Raw genomic sequence first — 20773 nt, forward strand, 5'->3', positions numbered from 1 at the left:
TTATCAAAAGTCCGGAATTAGAAAAATGGTGAAAAAAACAAAGTTATTGCACAAGATTTCAGAACCGCTGGCTCAAATTGAAAACGTGCTGCCGCTTGTAGAATCTCCATTAAAGAGAAACAAATTAGGAACCATCATTCCCGCCAAGGGCTCCAAAAAAGCACGGGTTGCATTTTTTACAGGCTGTATTTCGGATGCCTTGCTCAACAGAACAAATAGATTGTCAATCGAGCTCCTAACAGTAGCCGGCTGTGAAGTAATTATTCCGAAATTGCAAAATTGCTGTGGTGCTCTTCACGCCCATCAAGGAATGATTGAAGGTGCAAAGGAGCTGGCAAAGCAAAATATTTCCGCTTTTGAGGAATCGGAATGCCAGTACTATATTAATAATGCCGGTGGCTGCGGAGCTCTTCTTAAGGAATATAAAGATTTTATGAAACATGATGAAGAATGGGCTGAACGGGCAGAAAGATTCTCCCGTGCCTCCAGGGATATTAGTGAAGTCCTGGTGGAATTTGGTCCTCTTCCTTTTATAAAGCAATGGAACGGTGTGATCACATATCAGGATTCATGCCATCTAAGGAATGTCCAAAGTGTGCATGAGCAGCCTAGGAAATTATTGAAATCTGTACCAGGCGCTGATTTTGTAGAGCTTCCAGGCAGTGATAAATGCTGTGCCTCAGGCGGTATATATAATCTTCTCCATTTTGAGGAGTCCATGAAAATCCTTGATGAAAAAATGGAGATTTTAAAAGAAACGAAAGCGGCAACCGTTGTCACAACCAACCCAGGATGCCTTTTGCAGATGCGTCTTGGAATCGAACGGGCGGGATGCAGCGGCCAAGTGCAGGGAGTCCATCTAGTAGACATACTGGCAGAGGCTTGCGGAATTTCTTAAAGACTGTCTGTACCTTCCTATGGAAAAGGAGAACGATTATGAAAATAGGAATAGCCCAAGTTGCTCCTCTTTTTGGAAATATTCAAGCCAATTTAGCGCACATGCTGGAAATAATGCATGAGAATACCGGGAAAGCAGACTTACTCGTTTTCCCGGAGTTATCTTTAACAGGATATGATCTCAAAGATCGGGTATTTGATGTAGCGCTGACAACAGATTCAAAGGAAATATTGCGAATTTGCGAGGCTTCTGCAGCTACAGGTGTAAATGTTGTATTCGGTTTTGTTGAAAAGGGGAAGGGCGAGCTAATTTATAATTCAGCAATGATGATTCAAAATGGAAAGATTACCTCTATTCAAAGAAAAATCTACCCAACTAATTACGGTGTCTTTGAAGAAGCAAAATACTTTGCAAAAGGAAAAAAAGTAAACTTGGATCAAGTAGGTTCTTTTATTTCCAGCATGCTGATCTGCAATGATGTATGGCATCCGTCATTGCCCCATATTGCTGCACACCACCACACTTCTCTATTGATTGCTTTAATTAATAGTCCGGAAGGAGGCCTCGGCAGTGACTATTCCAGTTCTGCAGGCTGGGAGAGGGTAGGCCAGTTTTACGCAAGCGTTTATGGGTGCTATGTAGCATTGGTAAACCGCGTAGGGAATGAGAACGGCATTATGTTTTATGGAAATTCAAAAGTGATTAATCCATACGGTGAAGTCATTTTACACTGCCCTTACGGAGATCCAGCTGTTCAAATATGTGAAATTGATTATAATGCGGTAAAAGAAGTACGGAAGCTATTACCTATAATGAGAGATGAAGATGTTCATATTACATTAAAACATTTTACAGAGATTGCGGATCAGGATTTCGTTTGAAATTAGAACCCTTGCATGCAAAGTAATGGATCAATAACCAATACTTATAGCAAGGGTGTTTTTGTTTCTTTTATTTTACTATAATAGTATCCATAAGAATTTTCTAAATAATCAATCTCAGGGCAACTTTGACAGGGGAAATTTTTTTGAAAAAATTATTGCAATCCAGGATCACAAAAAGGTATGTATTTATGACCTTTATTGTCGTCTTTGGTTCACTGGCCTCCATTTATTTTGTGACCATGAATGTATTAAATGATTCTGTGCGTTCGGAAATTGAATACAGAAATGAATTATTGTCAAAGACCATCAGCACGAAAACAAGTTTTATGTTTGACAAAATGATCAACGATATCCGTGTTATTTCTGAGTTCGTTCTTAGTAATTCTAAAGAGAATACATATTTTTACCAGAATGAAATGGAGAGGCTCGTTTCTGAAAATCCTCTATATCTATTTATTGACGTCTTGGATGAATCGGGTAACTCAATTACCACGATACCAAATGTAAAAAAGTCTGCTCCGGAAGACGTTAATAAGATTTTAGAGAGATTAAAATGGGCCAAGACGTTTTACATATCAAATCTGCTTACCCTCGATGATGGCCGGAAAACAATCGGGATCGCTTTTCCAGTCCTTGATGATGGGGGACAGTATCAGGGTGCCATACTTGCTTATGTTAACCTTAATATCCTCTCAGAGTATCTTTCAGAGGGAAAGATAGGTTCAAAGGGACAAAATATTTTAATAGATCGAAATCAAACAATCATTGCACATACTAAAGAACAGTTAATTGGTGAGACGCTCAAAGATCATGAACTTGGTCAAATGCTCAGCAACTATCGAATCGGTATATGGGAAGGGTTATTGTTTAAAGAATTTATGCTCGCTTCCTATAGGCCGATTACATTAGGTGGATTGGGTCTTATTATTTGTGAATCTGTCGATCAGGCAATGGAGCCTGCAAGACAGGTACAGGTGCTTTTGTTTAAAGGATTTATTATTGTCGTGTTTCTTACTTATTTATTGACATTGTTCGGAGCATTTCGATTCATAAAGCCGATAACGAATTTAACGAATCAGGCAAAGGAATATTCAGATGGGAAAAGAACTGACTTTGAGCTTCTCCATACGGGTGATGAACTTGAAAACCTTACAAAAACGATGGCAAGCATGGCATTAGAATTAAAAAATAAAGAAAGACATTTGTTCTATATATTAGAATCGATACCATATGGAATCATTACGATTAACAAGGATGGAAGGATTGTTACCTTTAATAAAGGGGCGGAGGAATTATCGGGATTTTCCAGAACTGAGGCCATTGGCAAGTATATTATTGATCTTCCCCTGAAAAAGAATGAAGCTGATTTCCTGTCATGGAGAACCATAAAAGAAGGAAAAGAAATTAATGAACAGGAAAGCTACATATATGATAAGGACGGCAGAAAGCATGATGTCCGTATATATTCTTCTTTATTTAGCGGGGAAGACCAGAATATTCTTGGATCTATCCTTATTCTAAGAGATGTAAGTGATATGAAGAAAATGGAGGAATATTTAAAGCAAAGTGAAAAGCTGGCTTCCCTTGGACAGATGACTGCAGGCATTGCCCATGAAATTAAAAACCCTTTAAGCATTATTCAAGCAGCTGCGGAAGCAATCCAGCTGGACACGCAAGATCCTTCCTTTATTCAGGAAATGACAGAAGATATATTAGAAACAACGGATCGATTAAATCAATTGTTAACTGATTTCCTGAATTTATCCAGGGGAGAATCTGAAGATGAGCTGGAAAAAGTAGACTTAGCTGCTGTATTGGATGAATTATTAGGACTTCTGAAAAACAATTTTGCTGAGCAGAATATAACGGTTTCAAAATTTTTTACTGCTGAAGAAGCATTTGTGCTGGCAACCGCAGGGAAACTAAGTCAAGTGTTTTTAAATATTATCATTAATAGTCTTCACGCTATGGATAAGGGAGGCCAATTAACTGTTCGTATATTGGATAATGATTCGGATTGGTTAGTTGAAATAAAAGATAATGGTTTAGGCATTCCTGAAAGTGAAATCAAGTGGATATTTAATCCGTTCTTTACAACGAAGAAAGAAGGCACTGGATTAGGATTATCAATAGCTTATGAAATCACAACCCAACTTGGCGGGACCATTCAGGCAAATTCAGATATAAGCGGTACCGTATTACGCGTTCAATTGCCAAAGTTTAATGAAGAAAGGTGGGCTTAGAAGAATGAAAAATATTTTACTAGTTGATGATGAATCGAAAATATTGAAAATCCTAAAATCTTCATTATCCAAGCAAGGGTACAACGTGTATACAGCAGCAAACGGACAAGAGGCCCGAAATAAAATCGCAGATACTAATGCCGATCTCGTTTTTTTGGACTTGAAGCTGCCGGATGCCTCGGGTTTAGAACTTTTACAGGAATTTACCGGACTATATCCTAACAAGATCTATATCATGATGACTGCTTTTGGGAATATCGATAATGCTGTATCTGCCATGAAGGCGGGAGCATTTGATTATATGGTCAAGCCTGTAAAATTAAATGAACTGATCGTTACAATTGAAAAGGCTTTTGAGTTTTTGGGTGTAAAAGAAGAAAATAAAAAATTGAAAGAACAGCTTCTTCATACTGAAGTTCATGGAGAACTCGTAGCTAATAGCAGTCCCATGAAAAATATTCTTAGGCTGGTAGAGAGGGTTTCAGCAACAGAAGCAAACATCCTCATTCAAGGTGAGAGCGGAACAGGGAAAACAAAGATCGCAAAAATGATCCATAAGCTGAGTGAAAGGAAACATGCACCCTTTATTCCCATAAATTGTGCAGCGATTCCTGAACAATTGCTGGAAAGTGAGCTATTTGGCCATGAAAAAGGCTCATTTACTGGAGCGGTATCGAGCCGAAAAGGGAAATTTGAAGCTGCAAATGGCGGAACGATTTTTTTAGATGAAATTGGTGAAATTTCACCGTCTTTTCAAGCTAAACTCCTGCAGGTAACACAAGATAAAACCTTCATGCGTATCGGAAGCGATAAATTAAGCAAGGTCGACATCCGAATTATTTGTGCTACAAATCGCGATCTAAAGAAACTGGTAGAACAGGGGAGCTTCAGGGAAGACTTATATTATCGATTAAACATAGTGGATATATATATTCCATCCCTTAAGGAGCGAAGAGAGGATATTCCCCTTTTAGTAGAAAATTTTCTTGAAAAGTATCGGAGCAAGCACCAAAAAGATTATAAAACAACCAGGGAATTAATGGGCCATTTAATGAATTACGGATGGCCGGGAAATGTCCGTGAGCTTGAAAATGCAATTGAACGTGCGGTTGTATTATGTGAAGGGGATTTGATTACAATCGAAGATTTTCCAAGGGAGATTCGCGAAATCAAAAATGAAAATCCCAATGATATGATTAAAATAGAAGATAGTGCTTCATTACCGGAAATTATGGACGAAATCGAGAAAAAATATATTTTGAAGGCACTTGATGAATCACTTGGACAGCCAGCAAAAGCGGCAAGAAAGCTTGGGATTTCCAGACAAAGCCTTTTATATAAAATGAACAAGTATTTTTTGGAGACTATATGACTTCGCTTGGGCTGCTAGCAGATATTGTTAGCAGCCTTTTTGCGGCACAGATGAATTGTGTAAATATTTTTTTACACAATAGGAGGATATCTTTACAAATTATTTAGAAAATTCAATGAAATAGAGGAACTTAAGTTGGCACAGAACTTGCTAGATATATAAGTAAAATATTTAAGGGGGGAGAATTTGGAGATTTTAGAATTTGTCCAAGCGAACTGGCCGGAGATTTTAGAGATGACCCTGGAGCATATCGAATTAGTGGGGCTTGCAGTAGGCATCGCAATCATTACAGGTGTTCCTTTTGGGATTTATATTTCACAGAAAGAGAGTTTAGCAAGTCTCGTTCTGGCAGTGGCAGGAATTATAATGACTATACCTAGTATTGCATTGTTTGGGATTATGATCCCTATTTTCTCGCTAATTAATCAGGGAATAGGATTTTTGCCAGCAATAGTTGCTTTAATCTTGTATTCACAGCTGCCTATAATTCGAAACACATATATTGCGATAAAAAATGTGGATCCGAATGTAAGAGATGCAGCAATCGGAATGGGAATGACAACCTTTCAGAGACTATTAAAGGTGGAGCTTCCTCTGGCATTTCCTGTCATAATGGCTGGTGTGCGGACGGCGATCGTATTGACGATTGGAATCGGCGCAATAGCGGCTTACATTGGAGCAGGAGGCCTGGGCGGTTATATAGCTCGAGGTATATCAACAAGTTATGCAGTCATGATTCAGGTAGGGGCAATATCAGTTTCTATTTTAGCTATTTCAATTGATGTTTTGTTAGGGAAACTTCAGAAAAGATTTTCGTCTGTGTAAGTATCAAATCTTAAAAGCATAATAGACTGTGAGATTTATGAAAGAAGGTGAAGTAAAATGATTGAATTTCAGAATGTAACGAAGATTTATGAAAGCGGTGACAAAAAGGTAACAGCCGTCAATAACATAAACTTTCATGTTGAACCAGGAGAAATCTGTGTATTTCTTGGTCCTTCAGGATGTGGAAAAACAACGCTGCTCAGGATGGTGAATCGTTTAATTCCTATTACAAGCGGAAGTATCGAGGTTGAAGGGAAAAACATCAATTCCATGGATATCATCAAACTTCGAAGGTCCATTGGATATGTAATCCAGCACAATGGGCTGTTTCCAAACATGACGATTGAAGACAATATTAATGTTGTTCCCAAGATGCTGGGATGGGATCAAAATCGAATGAAAAATCGTTACAGTGAGCTAATGGAAATGATGGGTTTAGACCCGGGGCAGTTTCAAAAGCGTTACCCTTATGAATTATCGGGCGGCCAGCAGCAGCGAATTGGGATTGCCAGGGCATTAGCTGCTGATCCCCCTGTTATGCTGATGGATGAACCTTTTGGAGCACTTGATCCTGTCATTCGTGACCGTTTACAGAATGAATTTTTGCGGATTCAGAAGGAAATGAAGAAAACGATTCTATTTGTCAGCCATGATATAGATGAGGCAATTAAATTGGGCGACAAAGTAGCCATCTTTGATACCGGGAAATTAATGCAAATTGGCACGCCTGATGAAATTCTGTCTAATCCGAAGAACGACTTTGTTCGTGATTTCGTTGGAGATGATAGAGCCCTGAAAAGGTTAACTTTGTTAAAAGTAAGAGATTTAATGGTCCTAAGTGACAGGTTTAGAAAAAGCCGATTGAACAGCGAATGGCATGGACAGGTGATTTCAGTAAATGAGAACCTGAAAACAGCTTTGTCACAATTATTGTCAGCTCCAAACGGAGAAATCTGTGTGGTAGATGATCATAACAAGAAGCTAGGTGTACTGTGTGTGTCTGATTTTAATTTATTCACAGAAGTGCACCCAAAAGATATATCAATTGTAAGGTAAGGGGTGACAGTATGTCTGGGAAAAAGACCGAAAAAATAGTGAAGGCAGGTTTATACGTAGTCGTAATCTCCATTTTAGGCTGGGCATACTTTAGTGGGGCATTTCAATTTATCATCGACAACCCTAAGGACCTTCTGTATTTAACTGGCCAGCACCTTAAACTGGTAGGAATATCCGCAGCTCTTGCGATTGCGACCGCAATACCACTTGGAATCTTAATAACCAGGCCGAAATTCAAGAAGCTTGATTGGATCGTATTAAATTTTGCGAATATAGGTCAAACGGTTCCGAGTCTGGCTATATTGGCTTTAGTCATGAGCTACTTTGGATTAGGCTGGCAAACAGCCATTTTTGCATTATGGTTCAATTCTCTTTTGCCTATCCTGAGAAATACGGTTGCAGGGATTGAGAATGTAAATCCGCAAATCATAGATGCTGGAAAAGGGATGGGCATGACATCCAAGCAAATCTTTTTTAAGCTTGAATTACCAAATGCCTTGTATGCCATCATGGCTGGTATCCGTACCTCTGTTGTTATTAATGTGGGAACAGGTGCTTTAGCATTTTTAATCGGAGGCGGAGGTTTAGGAGATCTGATATTTACGGGAATTTCATTATATGATACAGGAATAATGCTTTCAGGAGCGGTTCCAGTCATATTATTAGCCGTCCTTCTTGATGTTTTATTGGGGAAGTTAGAAAAGATAATCGTTCCGCGAGGGCTTCAAAGAACACTGGAAGCAGCATAACGATGAGAGTTAAGGGAGGAAATTCTGTGAAAAGATTGGTCTATTTATTTCTGGCAATTATTGTGGCGGCAACCCTATCGGCTTGTGGAAGTTCGTCAGCAAACAGTGAAGACGGTGGAGGTGATTCAAAGGGAAAAGTGGCAGTAGGCGGTAAAGATTTTACTGAGCAGCAGATTCTGTCTAAAATCACGTCAATTTATTTAAAAGAAAACGGTTTTGATGTAGAGGAAGCAAGCAATATGGGAAGTGCTGTTGTCCGGTCTGCTTTGGAAAATGGGCAAATTGATATTTATTGGGAATATACTGGCACTGGATTAGTCGTTTATCAAAAACAGGAAGTAGAAACAGATCCGGAAGAAGCATATGAAAAAGTTAAAGAAAATGATAAGGAACACGGAATCACCTGGTTAAATAAAGCGAATTTCAATAATACCTATGCGATCTTGATGAAGAAAGATACTGCAGAAAAAATGGGTGTAAAAACTATTTCGGATCTAGCCAAAATGGTAAATGATAATCCTGATAAATTAAAGTTTGCTTCGAATGCTGAATTTTATGCTCGAGAAGATGGAGTGAAAGGCTTACAGAAACTTTACGGATTTAAATTCCCTTCCAAAAATGTTGTGAAAATGGATTCTGGATTACTATATAACGCATTAAAGGATGGGCAAGTTGATGTATCCGTGGGCTTTGCTACAGATGGCCGCATTAAGGGCTTCGATCTTGTAATTCTAGAAGATGATCAGCAATTTTTCCCGGCATATAATGGGGTTCCTGTTGTGAGACAGGAAGTTGCTGAAAAATCTCCTGAGATTTCTGAACTGATGAACAAATTAGCCGGCCTTCTGGATAATGAAACGATGATGTCTTTAAATTACTCGGTTGATGTGGAACATAAGGATATCACGGAAGTAAGCCGCAGCTGGCTGGAAGAGCAGGGGTTAGTGAAATAAAAACCCACTATATAGGAAGTGATTTCATTGGCTGATTTCTCTGGAAAGCTTGAGGAATATTTGAGGGCCGAATCATTTAGCTCCGTTCATGCAAATAGCAAACAAGCCTTAAAAGAAGCTCTTGCTGACATTATTGCCTGCACACTTGCAGGGACACAGACTGCTGCATTTGAAATGGTGAAAAAATTTGCGGACAGCCAGTGGGGAACCGGAAGAAGTTCTGTGCTTTCAGCTCCTGAAAAAATGAGTGCATCCGGAGCTGCATTAGTCAATGCTACAGCTGCGAATGCGCTAGACATGGATGACGGTCATCGCCTTGTAAAAGGCCATCCGGGTGCAATTGTTTTTCCAGCTGTTCTTGCAGCCGCAGAGGAGTACAATATTTCCGGTGAAGAATTCATGACAGCACTGCTGATAAGCTATGAAATCGCAATAAGGGCAGGAATTCTTGCACATCAGCTCCGTCCTGAATACCATTGTACAGGCTCCTGGGGAGCCATCGGAGCTGCAGCAGGACCAGGGCGGATCATGGGGTTAACAGGAAATGAAATATGCCATGCACTGGGTATTGCCGAATACCAATCAACTTATTCCCCAATGATGCGCTGCATCGAACACCCTTCTATGCTCAAAGATGGGATTGGATGGGGAAGCATGACAGGAATAAGTGCTGCCTATCTTGCGAAGGAGGGGTTTACTGGTATTCCTTCACTTTTTGAAACAGTGGAGGCGGAGCCTTATTTGCAGGAATTGGGAAAGGTATATCGGGTAGAGGAGCTTTATTATAAGCCTTATGCATGCTGCAGATGGGCACAGCCGGGAATAGAAGCTTTGAGGGAATTAATGCTGAAGCATACTATAACGAAATCAGAAGTTAATAAAGTTAAAATGTATACTTTTACAGAAGCAGCCTCCCTAAGCAGACAGCATCCAAGGAACACGGAAGAAGCTCAATATAATCTCACTTTCCCGTTTGCAGCCTATTTGGTTACAGGAGAAGTTGGGCCAGATCAAGTATTAAACGAATTAGATAATCCTGAAATTTTAAATACAATGGACAGGATTGAAATCTATATTAGTGATGTATTAGATCAGCAATTTCCTAAAAAAGCTCTTAGCAGAATAGAAATTGAAGATAGCAGGGGCCATATCTTTTCATCAAGTGTCCATCAGGCAAAGGGAGATTATGATTTTCCACTATCATCTATTGAAAAAAGGAATAAGTTTTATAATCTAGTAGAGCCAATTGTGGGACATAAAATTTGTGATGATCTATACCAATGTATACAAGAAATTGAAAACCTTTCGAGCATCCATGAGTTAACTTCATTGTTATTCATAAATAAAAAATATGGAGGGATTTATCATGCAAGAACGTCAAATTAGCTTTTATAGTGAAGGGTATAAACTGGATGGAACTATTTATCTGCCAGATGATTATCAGGAAGGTGAGAAAAGGCCGGCCATCATTCCTAATTCTGGATATCAGGGCTTTAATGAATTTTACCCTAGATTATTTGCACGCAACCTGACTGAACTGGGGTATGTATGCCTGGGATTTGATTATCGAGGTTTTGCAAGAAGCGAAGGACAGCAAGGAAGAGTAATTTTGGATGAGCAAGTACAAGATGTAAGAAATGCGATCACATTTTTACAAACCCAGGAAGAAGTAGATCCTGAAAACATCGGATTAATAGGATGGGGCATGGGTGCTTCGAACGTTGTCCGAGTCGCAGCAGCAGATAAACGTGTAAAAGCAGTAGCTGCTCTTAACGGTTTTTACAATGGAGAAAGATGGCTGAAGTCCATCCATTCCTATGTCGAATGGATGGAAATCAAAAACATGATCGAAGCAGACCGTATTCTTCGAGTTACATCTGGAAGTTCAAAATATGAGGATCCATTTATTCATTATCCGTTAGATCCTGCTACAAATGATTATGTACAAAAAGAACTTGCACCGTTATCACCATTCGGTAAACAAACTCATTTGCAATTTACTGAATCTATTATTGAACTAGACGCTGATAAAATAGCAAAAGATATTGAATGTCCATTATTTATAGGACATGGAAAAGACAACCTGCTTCATCCAGTGGAAGAATCACTTCGTTTTTACGATGCAGCAACAGATCCGAAACAGCTATTCATCATTAATGGAAAACATAACGATTTTATGTATCATGAACATTCGGTATTCCAGGACTTAATTGGACAGCTAAAACAATTTTTTGGGAAGTGTCTACATTATGAAAAGCTAGTGAAAATTAGTTGATTTAGTCGTCAAAGGAAGTTTATATATAGTTGCTAATAAATAGTAACAGAATATCAAATCGAGTATATAATCGGATAGGTTTAATACTCGATTTTTTGTTGTTTTAACTTAATTTTCAATCGTTTGGGAAACAGTTAAGTTTTGATAATAGGTGGATAGGATACAATAACTTTGATTTTCAAGATGCTCGTAATCTGTATCAAGGAATTTCTAGAAGATACTAAAGCGGTTTGAATATACTGGTTTGGAGAGGTGGGAGAAATGGCGGAAAATCCTTTTATAGCAACAGCTATTTTATACCGTCTTTTGTACCATGCGGGTGTATTCATTCTAAAGGGTAATAGTTATAGGCTTAAAAGAAAAGCAAATGAAGACACAGAAGGATTGAAAAGTCCTTCTGTGGAAGTTTAAATCGGCTATTTTGAAAGGTAAATGTTTAGAAACATCATCTTCATTAATAAAGTAAGCAAATATCTCCATTACACTAGCTTAACTTGTTTCAGAACTCCGTATGTTCGTTAATTTTCGTTGTAGTACATGGATTATAAGGAATCATTTGGTTAGATTATTCCATATCTATGAACTATTTAACAATATTCATAATGCTTTTCATATGTTCGATATGTCCCATTGATATGGACTTAGTACATTTAGTTCGTACCGTATTGTCCTTCTTTCTTTAACAATTGTATCACTTTATCCAAAGTCTTTTATAGAGGAAAAAAGTACAGTTAATTCCTGTAGTATAACTTTCTGATAGTGAGTTCCCAAATGGTACAACTCACCTATTTCTCCATATACTTTTCCTATTTTCTCTTTATAATCAGGAGCTCCCTTGTCAGGATTGGAGCTTTTAAATTTATCCATAACAGCTTGAATATAGGCAGGTCGAGCTCCCCACCTACCTAATACATTCCCATTTTTATCAAGGATAACAGCAATCGGTTGGTTACGTACTCCATCAGTCAAAAAATGGTCCATAGTTTCCAAGTGTTCTTCCATTAATAATACTTCTGTAGGAATGTTGCATTTTTCCATAACGCGAAAAAGAACTGGGACATTCCAAATAACATCTGGGCACCAATCGGTACAAAGAATTAAGCAATAAAGATCTTGATTATTACGAAAAGAATTAAAGAACGAGTTATCCGTATTTTTTTCCAATGAAAAATTTTCATAGATGTACAAAAATTGGTCCTTTGTATTTAAGATTTTGCTTTGTTCCATTACTCTAGTTTCCATAGTTTCCATAAACTGTTGAGGAGTTATTCCATGCCCAAATTTATGTTTTAAATTTAAGGTTTCATTCATTATTATGTTCATCCTTTCAAAAAACTATCATTTATCACATTTCAATAATAGAACTAAACTGACCTTTTATAAATGGTCAGTTTAGTTCTGTATAAAAAGTCAGATTTGCATAAGGGTTACTGAAGATAGGGTAACCAAGCCTTCTTTAATAACTCTATTCCAATTTCCATGTCTTTCTCACTCACGCCCGCAAACCCTAAATACAATCTTGGTAAAGGTTCAGTTCTTATCGTCATCCACATGTTTTTAAAATCATAGACAATTATTCCTTCTTCAGCAGCTGATTTTATCAGGGTCTCTGTGGATTCCTTCGTGTTAACCGTGATTTGGATGTGGAGGCCGGCATTTTGACCAGTAATTTTTATATGGTTGTGAAAATTTTTCTGAATAAGCTCAATTAATTTATGATGTTTTTTACGATATAATTTACGTACTCTTCGGATATGCCGATACCAATGTCCGTGCTCTATAAAAGAAATCATTGCCCATTGGGTAATTCGAGAAGGGGCGGATGTGAATTCATAGGAATTTTCCTTCAATCTTTTCATTAACTTTTGTGGCAATACCAAGTAATTCATGCGTAAAGCTGGTGTAAATACCTTGGAGAAAGTGCCAATATATATCACTCTGTCATATCTATCTAAACTTTGTAGAGAAGGGATAGGCTTTCCAATATACCTAAATTCTCCGTCATAATCGTCTTCAATAATAAATGCATCTTTATTAATTGCCCACTTTAAAAAATGTTCCCTTTCGGAAAAAGGCATAATACATCCTGTGGGAAACTGGTGTGAAGGAGTGATATAAGCTAGTTTTGCGGACCTACCTTCTACATCATTAACTGAAATTCCTTTTTCGCCTACTTGGATAGGTAATACTTCAAAACCATTCATTACAAATTGTTTACGTACTAAGTTATATCCTGGTTCTTCAAATGCTATCCAGGAATTATCATTAAACAGATGGCAAATTATTTGGATACTATCCGCTATTCCACTGCCAATTATGATTTGTTCAGGAGTACAATGAACACCTCTCGCTTTAAATAAGTAATCCGCTAGTGCTGCGCGTAGTTTAAATTCCCCCTGTAAATCACCATATTTTCCAATATCCATTGAAAAATTTTCAAGAGCTTCTTTCAACATCTTATTCCAGGTTCGAATAGGGAAACAATGTGGGTCGACAGCAGAAGGATTAAAATCAATTGTCGGTTTAGATTCAACATGCGGATAGTTAATGCCTTTAATTTCTTGATCAGCATAGAGTTCATATTTTTTGGTAGGCAAAGCAACTTGTGGATTTATTGCGTAAAAACCCGATCGTGGCTTGCTAATCACGTATCCTTCAGCGGTTAACATTTGAAACGCTGTTTCAATAGGTGTTTTACTGATATTCAGTTGCATTTGTAATGATCTTATAGAAGGCAGGCGCATACCATCAGGTATCTCTCCATTTCGGATGGCTTCACGAATATGTCGATAGAGGGTAAGATAAATGGGTGTATTTTTTTCATCTTTTATTAAAATTTCAAGCATCTATTATCACTCGCAGGTAATATTTTTTTAACTTTTCAATTTCTAAGCGTATATTTTATTATATAAAAGTTTTTGATATGTTAACGAAATTCTAACTAGTTTAAATAACTTACCTAAATATAAACTATTAAGCTTATCAAAATCATTGTTTCCATTCATAATCTTCTTAATACTTCATCCCCTTGTTCTCTTTTAGGCCCTTACTGGGAAAAGCTCAACAAGTTATCGTTACTAGTGATCAATTCTCCTCTTTTATACAAAATCTATAAACACCAATGTAAGAGAAACTTTACAAGTCATCGATGGGTTGCTTCATCATGAAACGGAATTAAATATTGAGGAGACTTACACAAAGACGGCTCGATTAAGCATGTCCCGCCCAGCCAATCCATTGGATAATGCCTACATTGAAAGCTTCTTTTCCAATTTAAAACAGAATACTTTTATCCCTATTCTGTACAAACTATAGAATAAATAGAACCAAAAATCCTTCAATATATTCATCTCACAATTATACAAGGAGACAAAAACGATTCATGTGTGACGAGGTTCCATGTCATGAAAATAAAGAGAATAAAATAACTAAAAAGAAAAGAGGGGTCTATTTTCAGATGGAAGCAGCTCCGGTTCCTAATATCTCCACTATTTGGGTACCAGTTGAGAAGGGCATATATAATTATCATTTTACACGTAGTCGCCGGCAAATACATATTATAGTTTGCAACATGATTGTTTCCAATCCCTAATCTGCCAAAAGGGAACCTTATTTTAAACCTTCCCGTTCCAAGCAATCTTTTTGCTTTTTAGCTTTTTCAGTAAAGCAGTAGTGATTTTTATATATCGTATATAATGTGATTGATAAAGCAGTACCAGCTGTGAGTACTAATCCAAATGAGCTTATGCTTTCCTCCGTTAGCCAACTAAATTTTATATTTAAAGTGCCGAGAAACAACATAATAGCCGTTAAAAAACCTACAACTTGTGAAACCAGGTCCTTCAATTTAAATCGACTCCTTTTCCATATTTTGATCGTTGATTCTCGTTCTATCATTTTCTATATAGCTAACTAGTTAATATGAAATTCTATTTTTTTCGCTAATGTTTTTATTCCAAAATTTTTACAATAAGGAACGTGATGTTTTTAAATTTAATCAACCTCATTATTTTATAATAAAGCCGCTCCTCATCTTCTCTGAATTTCAAAAGGTTATTTTAGAAGCGTGTTGCTTATTTTCTTTATAAGTCACCCATTCTAAATTATATTCACCATTATTTCCTTTGTTACCATCTAGATGGTTTACATCGTCACAAACGCTATCATGCCCTTGTTTGCTTTTAGATTAATTCCTATATCACCAACATCCTTTTGTATTTAACAGAGCTCATCTTTAATTCGAGCATCTTACTGTAAATCTGTGTTGTCTCTTAAAGAGATAGCCAATATGCTCGGTGCTATTCGCGAAGCGGTCAGTGGAGTGATGAGCGAACTTGCCAAGGAGGGGGTTGTTAAGGTACCACGGCTATCAGTTCGACTTGATGTTACAATAATTGAAGAAAATATTCCTTGATATTCTACACATTGATATTGAAAGACCACCGGATTCCGGTGGTCTTTGTGTTTACTACAAGAACAAATGTCTTAAACTTCCATTTGGTTCCTATGGCAGAAGACGAAATGACCGGGCCTCGCGGTTGACAATTGAGGCACGATCACTATCCCTCAGTCCTTACGGAAGAAATGTGGATAATCGTCTTCCCCATAATCCGATTGTCGGGTTAAAAGCATCGACGGCATCGTCGAGGCCTGCGATGGTCAATATCATTCCCCCGGAGCAAGCCAGATGCGCTGACGAGGTCTTCCAGTGAGTCATTGTCGAAGGTCGACGAACTCCTGAGCACCGAAGTCGAGCGCCGTCAAACGGTCGGCAGTACTTCCGGTGCTGATGAATTAGGCTCCCGCCTCGCGGGCGGGCTATGCCACCATCAAAGCCAACTCTATTGGCCGATCCGTGCAATTCCAATTGCTTTATGAATTTAACTGATGAATAACCACACCGGTATGAATGTAGAAAAAGTGCAGAACATAATGCCATTTGAACAAATACATCAACCACAATCGCCTTTGCACCTGAGTTCATGAGAACAACCCAAAACTTCATGGCCTGCCTGTACCAATTTGAGAAGCAGCAAATAGCCGCTGACCCAAGTAGAACGTGGGAGAAAATTTCATAGACTCAACTCCCAATTTTTTATTATCAAATGCGATTCATGGTTCTCGCTGAGGTTTCTACTGCCGATTTTTCTTTTCGAGGAACTATCAGCCATTGAACCACCGCCAATATCAAAGTGATAAGAATTAATACCGCTATCGCAAAGCCAAATTTATTTGTAGTATCATTAACCCAACCGACAAAGACCGGTCCGATTGCCCCGATCATATACCCGACAGATTGTGTCATAGCTGCCCAGGATGCCGCCTCATGGGGATTTGCCGCTTCGTCTATCGGTAGCATGGACCCTAGAGTAAATAGCATTCCGCATCCAAACCCGCATAATAGAGCCGCCAACCAAGGAAGTGTAGCGAAAAAAATTAAGATCAGCCCGATCAGCTGTAGAAATGAGGCTGAAAGAAGCCAGACCAGGCGGGAAGGGAAGCGTTTTAGCAGCATATGAACCACCAGTCCGCTCGGTATTTGAACCAAGGCAAACATCGTTAGTAACATACCCGCGTAAAAGCTTGAGTATCCCGCACTTTCCATCATGGGGGGAAGCCATCCCATCAGGGAATAAAAAACCAAAGCCATAAGTCCAAAGTGGATGGTTAACAGCCATGCTTTTTTATTTCCCCACGGCAACGCCGACGTTTGAGACGGTTCCGGAGCCTCAGCGATTGGAGAATAGACTTGCTGTTTAATTACTGCATACCACACTGGAACAGCTGTGACCGCGAGCAACGCCCAAAAAGCAAGCGCTGTTTGCCATGAGTGTAATTTCATTTGAATAGGAGCGGACAAGCTGGCGCCCAAAGCGGCCCCCAACGATAAGGCCATAGAGTATAAGGCGATCATAATTGGAATGTTGCGAAAAAAGTGCTTTTTGATATATCCGGATAAAAGTGGTCCCATCACAGCTATGCCAATACCTGTCAAAACGGCGGTAAGAAGCATCATGGGAGTGGAATGAGCGACCATACGCAAAAGCGTGCCTCCTGTTATCAAAACCAGTGAACAGGCAATTCCTCGTTCAAAGCCAATATGTTTGCCGAATCGAATGGATAGTGGTGAAAGAAAGCCCATGCAAAGAACTGGAATAGAGGTTAATAAACTGGCGGTAAATGCATTCATGTCCAGATCTTTTCGAATGACCTCTAGCATGGGCGAAATTGAACTAATTGTAGGCCTTAGATTCAGAGATGCAATAAAGAGGGCGGCGATCGGAAGCCAGTTGCCCGCCTTCGCAGGTATTCCCTGATGGTGTGAGTTTGCTTCACTGTTTCGAACATTCCCTTCACGAGTCCGAATACACAAGGTTCGAAGGTTCATCGGTTTCATCTTCTTTCTGATACTTTATATTGGCAATATTCATGTTAACATGTATAGTGGTTTCCATCAGATCCACTTTTATTTTAAAATCTGCAGCTTCCAGCTGTTCGGTTATATTTTAGGTTGCTATCGTTCTGGCACCTCCAATATCGAATGATAGGCATATTATAATTCTAAAAAGAACAGAGTTCTGTAATGCAGCTTACAGTTCGCCATTTTATTTTTAAGATTGATGTAAATGACAGAACTATATAATGAAGATGACATTTGTCCAAATACCATTGAGTTTATCAGTCAGTTTTCTTTTCTATTGTCCTGGATGGTAGGAGAATATTCTCTCAATAAGTACAAATGTTAATGAAGAATATGGATGAATATACTCGTTTTTAAGAGGAATAGTATTTTAAGTCATGTATTACTTGGGAATGGCCACGATGTGACCATTGCAACAAGAGGGCAGACAGCAGATGATTTTGCCGATTATAGGTGGGCCGGATGAATCAGGACGCTATGATGGAGCGTTCCCCAAAGACGATTTCATACCGGAACAATACTGATATGATTTAGACTCTCAGAAATATGACTATGTCGAATGTAACACCATGAAGAAGCCTATATCTTTCGGAATGCGGCATTTCCGCCGTCGTGGATTAAATCGTCCTGTATAATCACCTGTCCCCGATACGACATGGCTAGCTGATGCGAACAACAACACTGTAGAAAACTGCAATCTTAAAAACAAGCTGCCAGACTTTAATCAAACAAATCAGAAAAGATCTGGTATTGAGATAAATCAATTTACCGGTGACCATACATTAGCTTCCTGTCACAGCTAAAATCCAATGACTTAGCCAATGTTATTTGGAGGAAAAACTCAACCCTGGCTGCCGGTAGAATCGACACCTTACGCTTAATTAACGGATTCTGTTTGAAGATTGATAACGTTCGTTTTAATATGAAAAATTGAAGATGCCTCAATGGTATAGATTAACAGCGAGGATTTACGATGTCATTTACGAAGGAGATTAGTTAGGTTGAAAAATAATTTCATCGAATACTCTCTAAGCAAAAAAGGAGCGATTAAGGATTATCCCGTGGGACCCGATCCAATCGCGATAAAAATTGGAAATAAAATTTTCGCTCTTTTTTATAAGGAAAAAGGGTACTTAATCCTAAAATGCGATCCTGTGTATGCGGAATACTTGAGAGAGAAACATGAGGACGTCCTACCGGGGTACCATATGAACAAACAGCATTGGAATACGATTATTCTCGAGGGTTCTTTGCCGGAGTCGGACATCTTTGCAATGATTGACCAATCTTACGATTTGGTTGTCAAAGGCCTTCCTAAGAGAATCCGGGAGTCTATTTAGTTTTACAATTGTTGGATATCTATCATACAAATGTGTTTCCTCAATATTTCATGACGAAATCGGCGTTCCCTTATCTCAAGGCAGGAAGGCGCAGATATGCTTAACCGGGATTTCTTCATTTTCACGATACAAGGTTATGTCCAATGCACTGGACTTCGATTTTTTCAATGGGGTTAACAAACAGGACAACTTGTCAGCCTCTTAGGTGTTGATGATGAGTTTCTGATTTCTTTATTCCCTGAACAGAATAAGTGTTCCCAGCCTTGCATTTTGGCGCGGCTCGCAGACTGTTCAGGACATTGATGACAATACCTCGCTCATAATGATGTAAACAAATATTGCGATCGTACTCTCTCTTCGTCGGCCTGCCGCCCGAGTCATGGTAAAAGCTGTCTGCCCGTCATACTAACAAATCGTATCAATTTATAATCGGCTTATTGCCCCTTTGGCCAAGCAATTGGGACATCTAAAGTTTTTTTAATTAGAATTATACGAATAAGCTTAGGTAAAGGGAGTTCAACTGGTATACTTATCTTCATACGCTGCCCTTCTCATTAGAGAGGGGCTTTTCAACTTATTTCTATCTTCAACGTAGCTATCAGTAATATTAAAAAGTTCTACAATAAATGGAGGTAAATACATTAATGAGGAAGGAAGAAAAAATGATAAGAGAAGCAACTCAAAATGATTTAATGGACATTTTAAATATCTATAATGATGCCATTCTCAATACAACTGCTGTATACGCATATAAACCCCAAACGCTTGAAAGCAGACAATTTTGGTATGACCAAAAGAAGGAGGAGGGGTATCCAATATTAGTATATGAACAAGATAATAAAGTCGTTGGATTTGCGACATTTGGTCCTTTTAGAGCATGGCCAGCTTATAAATATTCAATTGAGCATTCTGTATATGTAGATAAGGAGTACAGAAAAAAAGGAATTGGGACATCTTTACTGAAAGATATATTCGCAAATGCGAAGGAGAGGGAGTACATGACTTTAATTGCTGGGATTGATGCCGCAAATGAAAAAAGCATTTCCATGCATAAAAACTTTGGCTTTGTTCATTCAGGTACCATAAAAAAGGCGGGTTTTAAATTCAATAGATGGCTTGACTTAGCTTTTTATCAATTAGAACTTAAAGAGCCTAAAAATCCTGTAGAAGAATAAATTTCGTTGTTATTTATAAAGAATCATTACAGAAAGGCGGAAGTTTCGACTGAATGGAATCCTTCCTGCCAAAGTAAAAGTTCACGTTTACGGTTATTTAAAGAAATTAATGGGTTAAATTTATACCTCCTCAGCCTGCTTGCTCTGGAGGTATTTGGCATACCTCCTAGCCAAATGAAAAAAATATAGTAAGCCTGGATGAGTAAAAAAATTAAATAGAAATTCCATAACTTTTTCACATTAATAATACATTCTTCCGAATCCAGGAGACCATACTACTAGTTGCAGAGAAATTCTACTTTGCTTTGCTTCATTTTATTATTCGTTAAATATGTAAGGTACCTAACATTTTTTTTAGAGTATTCCAAGTATACTCCTAAGTATAAGTTATAAAAACATTTTAGAGGAGGAATTAATCATGGCATTAGTGAAATTCAATATCGAGTCCACATCTCAAAAGGTAACAACTGAGGTGAAGGCGGCAGGTGCTCATACATTTTTTGTAGACGAACCAAAAAACTTAGGTGGGAATGATAAGGGTGCAAATCCATTAAATACTCTGTTAGGCTCTCTTGCAGGCTG

At 38.3% G+C, this 20773-nt stretch carries 19 protein-coding genes and 1 pseudogene; 16 read left to right on the forward strand and 4 right to left on the reverse strand.

What is annotated here, in order from left to right; translation table 11 throughout:
• The 11 genes from DFO72_RS28050 to DFO72_RS29740 form a co-directional block, all read left to right on the forward strand.
• Positions 1-898: (Fe-S)-binding protein (locus DFO72_RS28050; RefSeq protein ID WP_134177325.1), on the forward strand; the 898-nt coding region annotated here is incomplete at its 5' end.
• A gap of 38 nt (positions 899-936) precedes the next feature.
• Positions 937-1779 carry a nitrilase-related carbon-nitrogen hydrolase gene (locus tag DFO72_RS28055; RefSeq protein WP_166672568.1) on the forward strand — a complete coding sequence of 281 codons (843 nt, stop codon included), beginning with the start codon at positions 937-939 and terminating at the stop codon, positions 1777-1779.
• Positions 1780-1925: 146 nt separating this feature from the next.
• The gene (locus tag DFO72_RS28060) at positions 1926-4025 is read left to right on the forward strand and encodes a sensor histidine kinase (RefSeq protein ID WP_113885810.1); all 2100 of its coding nucleotides are present in this window, start codon (positions 1926-1928) and stop codon (positions 4023-4025) included.
• A 4-nt stretch (positions 4026-4029) separates the two neighbouring features.
• Positions 4030-5397, forward strand: coding sequence for a sigma-54-dependent transcriptional regulator (locus DFO72_RS28065; RefSeq protein WP_113885811.1), 1368 nt, complete (start codon positions 4030-4032; stop codon positions 5395-5397).
• Positions 5398-5583: 186 nt separating this feature from the next.
• Positions 5584-6222 carry an ABC transporter permease gene (locus DFO72_RS28070; RefSeq protein WP_279587090.1) on the forward strand — a complete coding sequence of 213 codons (639 nt, stop codon included), beginning with the start codon at positions 5584-5586 and terminating at the stop codon, positions 6220-6222.
• Between the two features lie 57 nt (positions 6223-6279).
• A complete protein-coding gene (locus DFO72_RS28075; RefSeq protein ID WP_113885812.1) occupies positions 6280-7278 on the forward strand; it encodes an ABC transporter ATP-binding protein in 999 nt (332 codons plus the stop codon).
• 11 nt (positions 7279-7289) lie between these two features.
• Positions 7290-8027, forward strand: a complete 738-nt coding sequence (locus DFO72_RS28080) for an ABC transporter permease (RefSeq protein WP_113885813.1) — start codon at positions 7290-7292, stop codon at positions 8025-8027.
• A 26-nt stretch (positions 8028-8053) separates the two neighbouring features.
• The gene (locus DFO72_RS28085) at positions 8054-8980 is read left to right on the forward strand and encodes a glycine betaine ABC transporter substrate-binding protein (protein ID WP_243856304.1); all 927 of its coding nucleotides are present in this window, start codon (positions 8054-8056) and stop codon (positions 8978-8980) included.
• Positions 8981-9007: 27 nt separating this feature from the next.
• Complete coding sequence (locus DFO72_RS28090; RefSeq protein ID WP_166672569.1) at positions 9008-10366, forward strand: MmgE/PrpD family protein; 1359 nt, start codon at positions 9008-9010, stop codon at positions 10364-10366.
• A complete protein-coding gene (locus DFO72_RS28095; RefSeq protein ID WP_134177327.1) occupies positions 10347-11255 on the forward strand; it encodes an alpha/beta hydrolase in 909 nt (302 codons plus the stop codon). The genes DFO72_RS28090 and DFO72_RS28095 overlap by 20 nt, the downstream gene beginning before the upstream one ends.
• Before the next feature lie 252 nt (positions 11256-11507).
• Positions 11508-11666: an ATP-binding protein gene (locus tag DFO72_RS29740; RefSeq protein WP_258549852.1), complete on the forward strand. Its 159-nt coding sequence runs from the start codon at positions 11508-11510 to the stop codon at positions 11664-11666.
• A 285-nt stretch (positions 11667-11951) separates the two neighbouring features.
• On the opposite strand, the gene DFO72_RS28100 is transcribed toward DFO72_RS29740, so the two are convergent.
• Both DFO72_RS28100 and DFO72_RS28105 read right to left on the reverse strand, forming a co-directional pair.
• Positions 11952-12566, reverse strand: coding sequence for a thioredoxin family protein (locus DFO72_RS28100; RefSeq protein WP_113885827.1), 615 nt, complete (start codon positions 12564-12566; stop codon positions 11952-11954).
• Positions 12567-12682: 116 nt separating this feature from the next.
• The gene (locus DFO72_RS28105) at positions 12683-14101 is read right to left on the reverse strand and encodes a PLP-dependent aminotransferase family protein (RefSeq protein ID WP_113885828.1); all 1419 of its coding nucleotides are present in this window, start codon (positions 14099-14101) and stop codon (positions 12683-12685) included.
• Positions 14102-14303: 202 nt separating this feature from the next.
• Between DFO72_RS28105 and DFO72_RS28110 the strand changes: the two are divergent.
• Positions 14304-14462, forward strand: a pseudogene (locus DFO72_RS28110) (Tn3 family transposase); the annotation flags it as partial.
• A 402-nt stretch (positions 14463-14864) separates the two neighbouring features.
• Here DFO72_RS28110 and DFO72_RS28115 read toward each other — a convergent pair.
• Positions 14865-15101 (reverse strand): phage holin, encoded by a 237-nt coding sequence (locus tag DFO72_RS28115; RefSeq protein ID WP_166672571.1) that lies wholly within the window; start codon positions 15099-15101, stop codon positions 14865-14867.
• A gap of 415 nt (positions 15102-15516) precedes the next feature.
• Here DFO72_RS28115 and DFO72_RS30830 point away from each other — a divergent pair, with 415 nt between their 5' ends.
• A complete protein-coding gene (locus tag DFO72_RS30830; protein WP_395858224.1) occupies positions 15517-15669 on the forward strand; it encodes a helix-turn-helix domain-containing protein in 153 nt (50 codons plus the stop codon).
• Between the two features lie 687 nt (positions 15670-16356).
• Here DFO72_RS30830 and DFO72_RS28130 read toward each other — a convergent pair.
• Positions 16357-17643 carry an MFS transporter gene (locus DFO72_RS28130; protein ID WP_166672572.1) on the reverse strand — a complete coding sequence of 429 codons (1287 nt, stop codon included), beginning with the start codon at positions 17641-17643 and terminating at the stop codon, positions 16357-16359.
• 370 nt (positions 17644-18013) lie between these two features.
• Between DFO72_RS28130 and DFO72_RS30530 the strand changes: the two genes are divergently transcribed.
• The 3 genes from DFO72_RS30530 (at position 18014) to DFO72_RS28140 (ending at position 20191) form a co-directional block, all read left to right on the forward strand.
• Positions 18014-18142 carry a hypothetical protein gene (locus DFO72_RS30530; protein ID WP_258549853.1) on the forward strand — a complete coding sequence of 43 codons (129 nt, stop codon included), beginning with the start codon at positions 18014-18016 and terminating at the stop codon, positions 18140-18142.
• 535 nt (positions 18143-18677) lie between these two features.
• On the forward strand, positions 18678-19016 hold the full coding sequence (locus tag DFO72_RS28135; protein WP_113885833.1) for an MmcQ/YjbR family DNA-binding protein: 339 nt from the start codon (positions 18678-18680) through the stop codon (positions 19014-19016).
• Between the two features lie 662 nt (positions 19017-19678).
• Positions 19679-20191: a GNAT family N-acetyltransferase gene (locus tag DFO72_RS28140; protein ID WP_113885834.1), complete on the forward strand. Its 513-nt coding sequence runs from the start codon at positions 19679-19681 to the stop codon at positions 20189-20191.
• The last annotated feature ends 582 nt before the right edge of the window (positions 20192-20773 follow it).

The organism is Cytobacillus oceanisediminis (assembly GCF_004366035.1).
Lineage (GTDB): Bacteria > Bacillota > Bacilli > Bacillales > Cytobacillaceae > Cytobacillus > Cytobacillus oceanisediminis_C.

Bases quoted from the DNA above. Each gene is read 5' to 3' on its own strand.
- DFO72_RS28075 (WP_113885812.1), top strand. From the start codon at position 6,280: ATGATTGAATTTCAGAATGTAACGAAGATTTATGAAAGCGGTGACAAA.
- DFO72_RS28065 (WP_113885811.1), top strand. From the start codon at position 4,030: ATGAAAAATATTTTACTAGTTGATGATGAATCGAAAATATTGAAAATC.
- DFO72_RS28080 (WP_113885813.1), top strand. From the start codon at position 7,290: ATGTCTGGGAAAAAGACCGAAAAAATAGTGAAGGCAGGTTTATACGTA.
- DFO72_RS28140 (WP_113885834.1), top strand. From the start codon at position 19,679: ATGATAAGAGAAGCAACTCAAAATGATTTAATGGACATTTTAAATATC.
- DFO72_RS28130 (WP_166672572.1), bottom strand. From the start codon at position 17,643: ATGAACCTTCGAACCTTGTGTATTCGGACTCGTGAAGGGAATGTTCGA.
- DFO72_RS28055 (WP_166672568.1), top strand. From the start codon at position 937: ATGAAAATAGGAATAGCCCAAGTTGCTCCTCTTTTTGGAAATATTCAA.
- DFO72_RS28095 (WP_134177327.1), top strand. From the start codon at position 10,347: ATGCAAGAACGTCAAATTAGCTTTTATAGTGAAGGGTATAAACTGGAT.
- DFO72_RS28105 (WP_113885828.1), bottom strand. From the start codon at position 14,101: ATGCTTGAAATTTTAATAAAAGATGAAAAAAATACACCCATTTATCTT.
- DFO72_RS28100 (WP_113885827.1), bottom strand. From the start codon at position 12,566: ATGAATGAAACCTTAAATTTAAAACATAAATTTGGGCATGGAATAACT.
- DFO72_RS30530 (WP_258549853.1), top strand. From the start codon at position 18,014: ATGAATATACTCGTTTTTAAGAGGAATAGTATTTTAAGTCATGTATTA.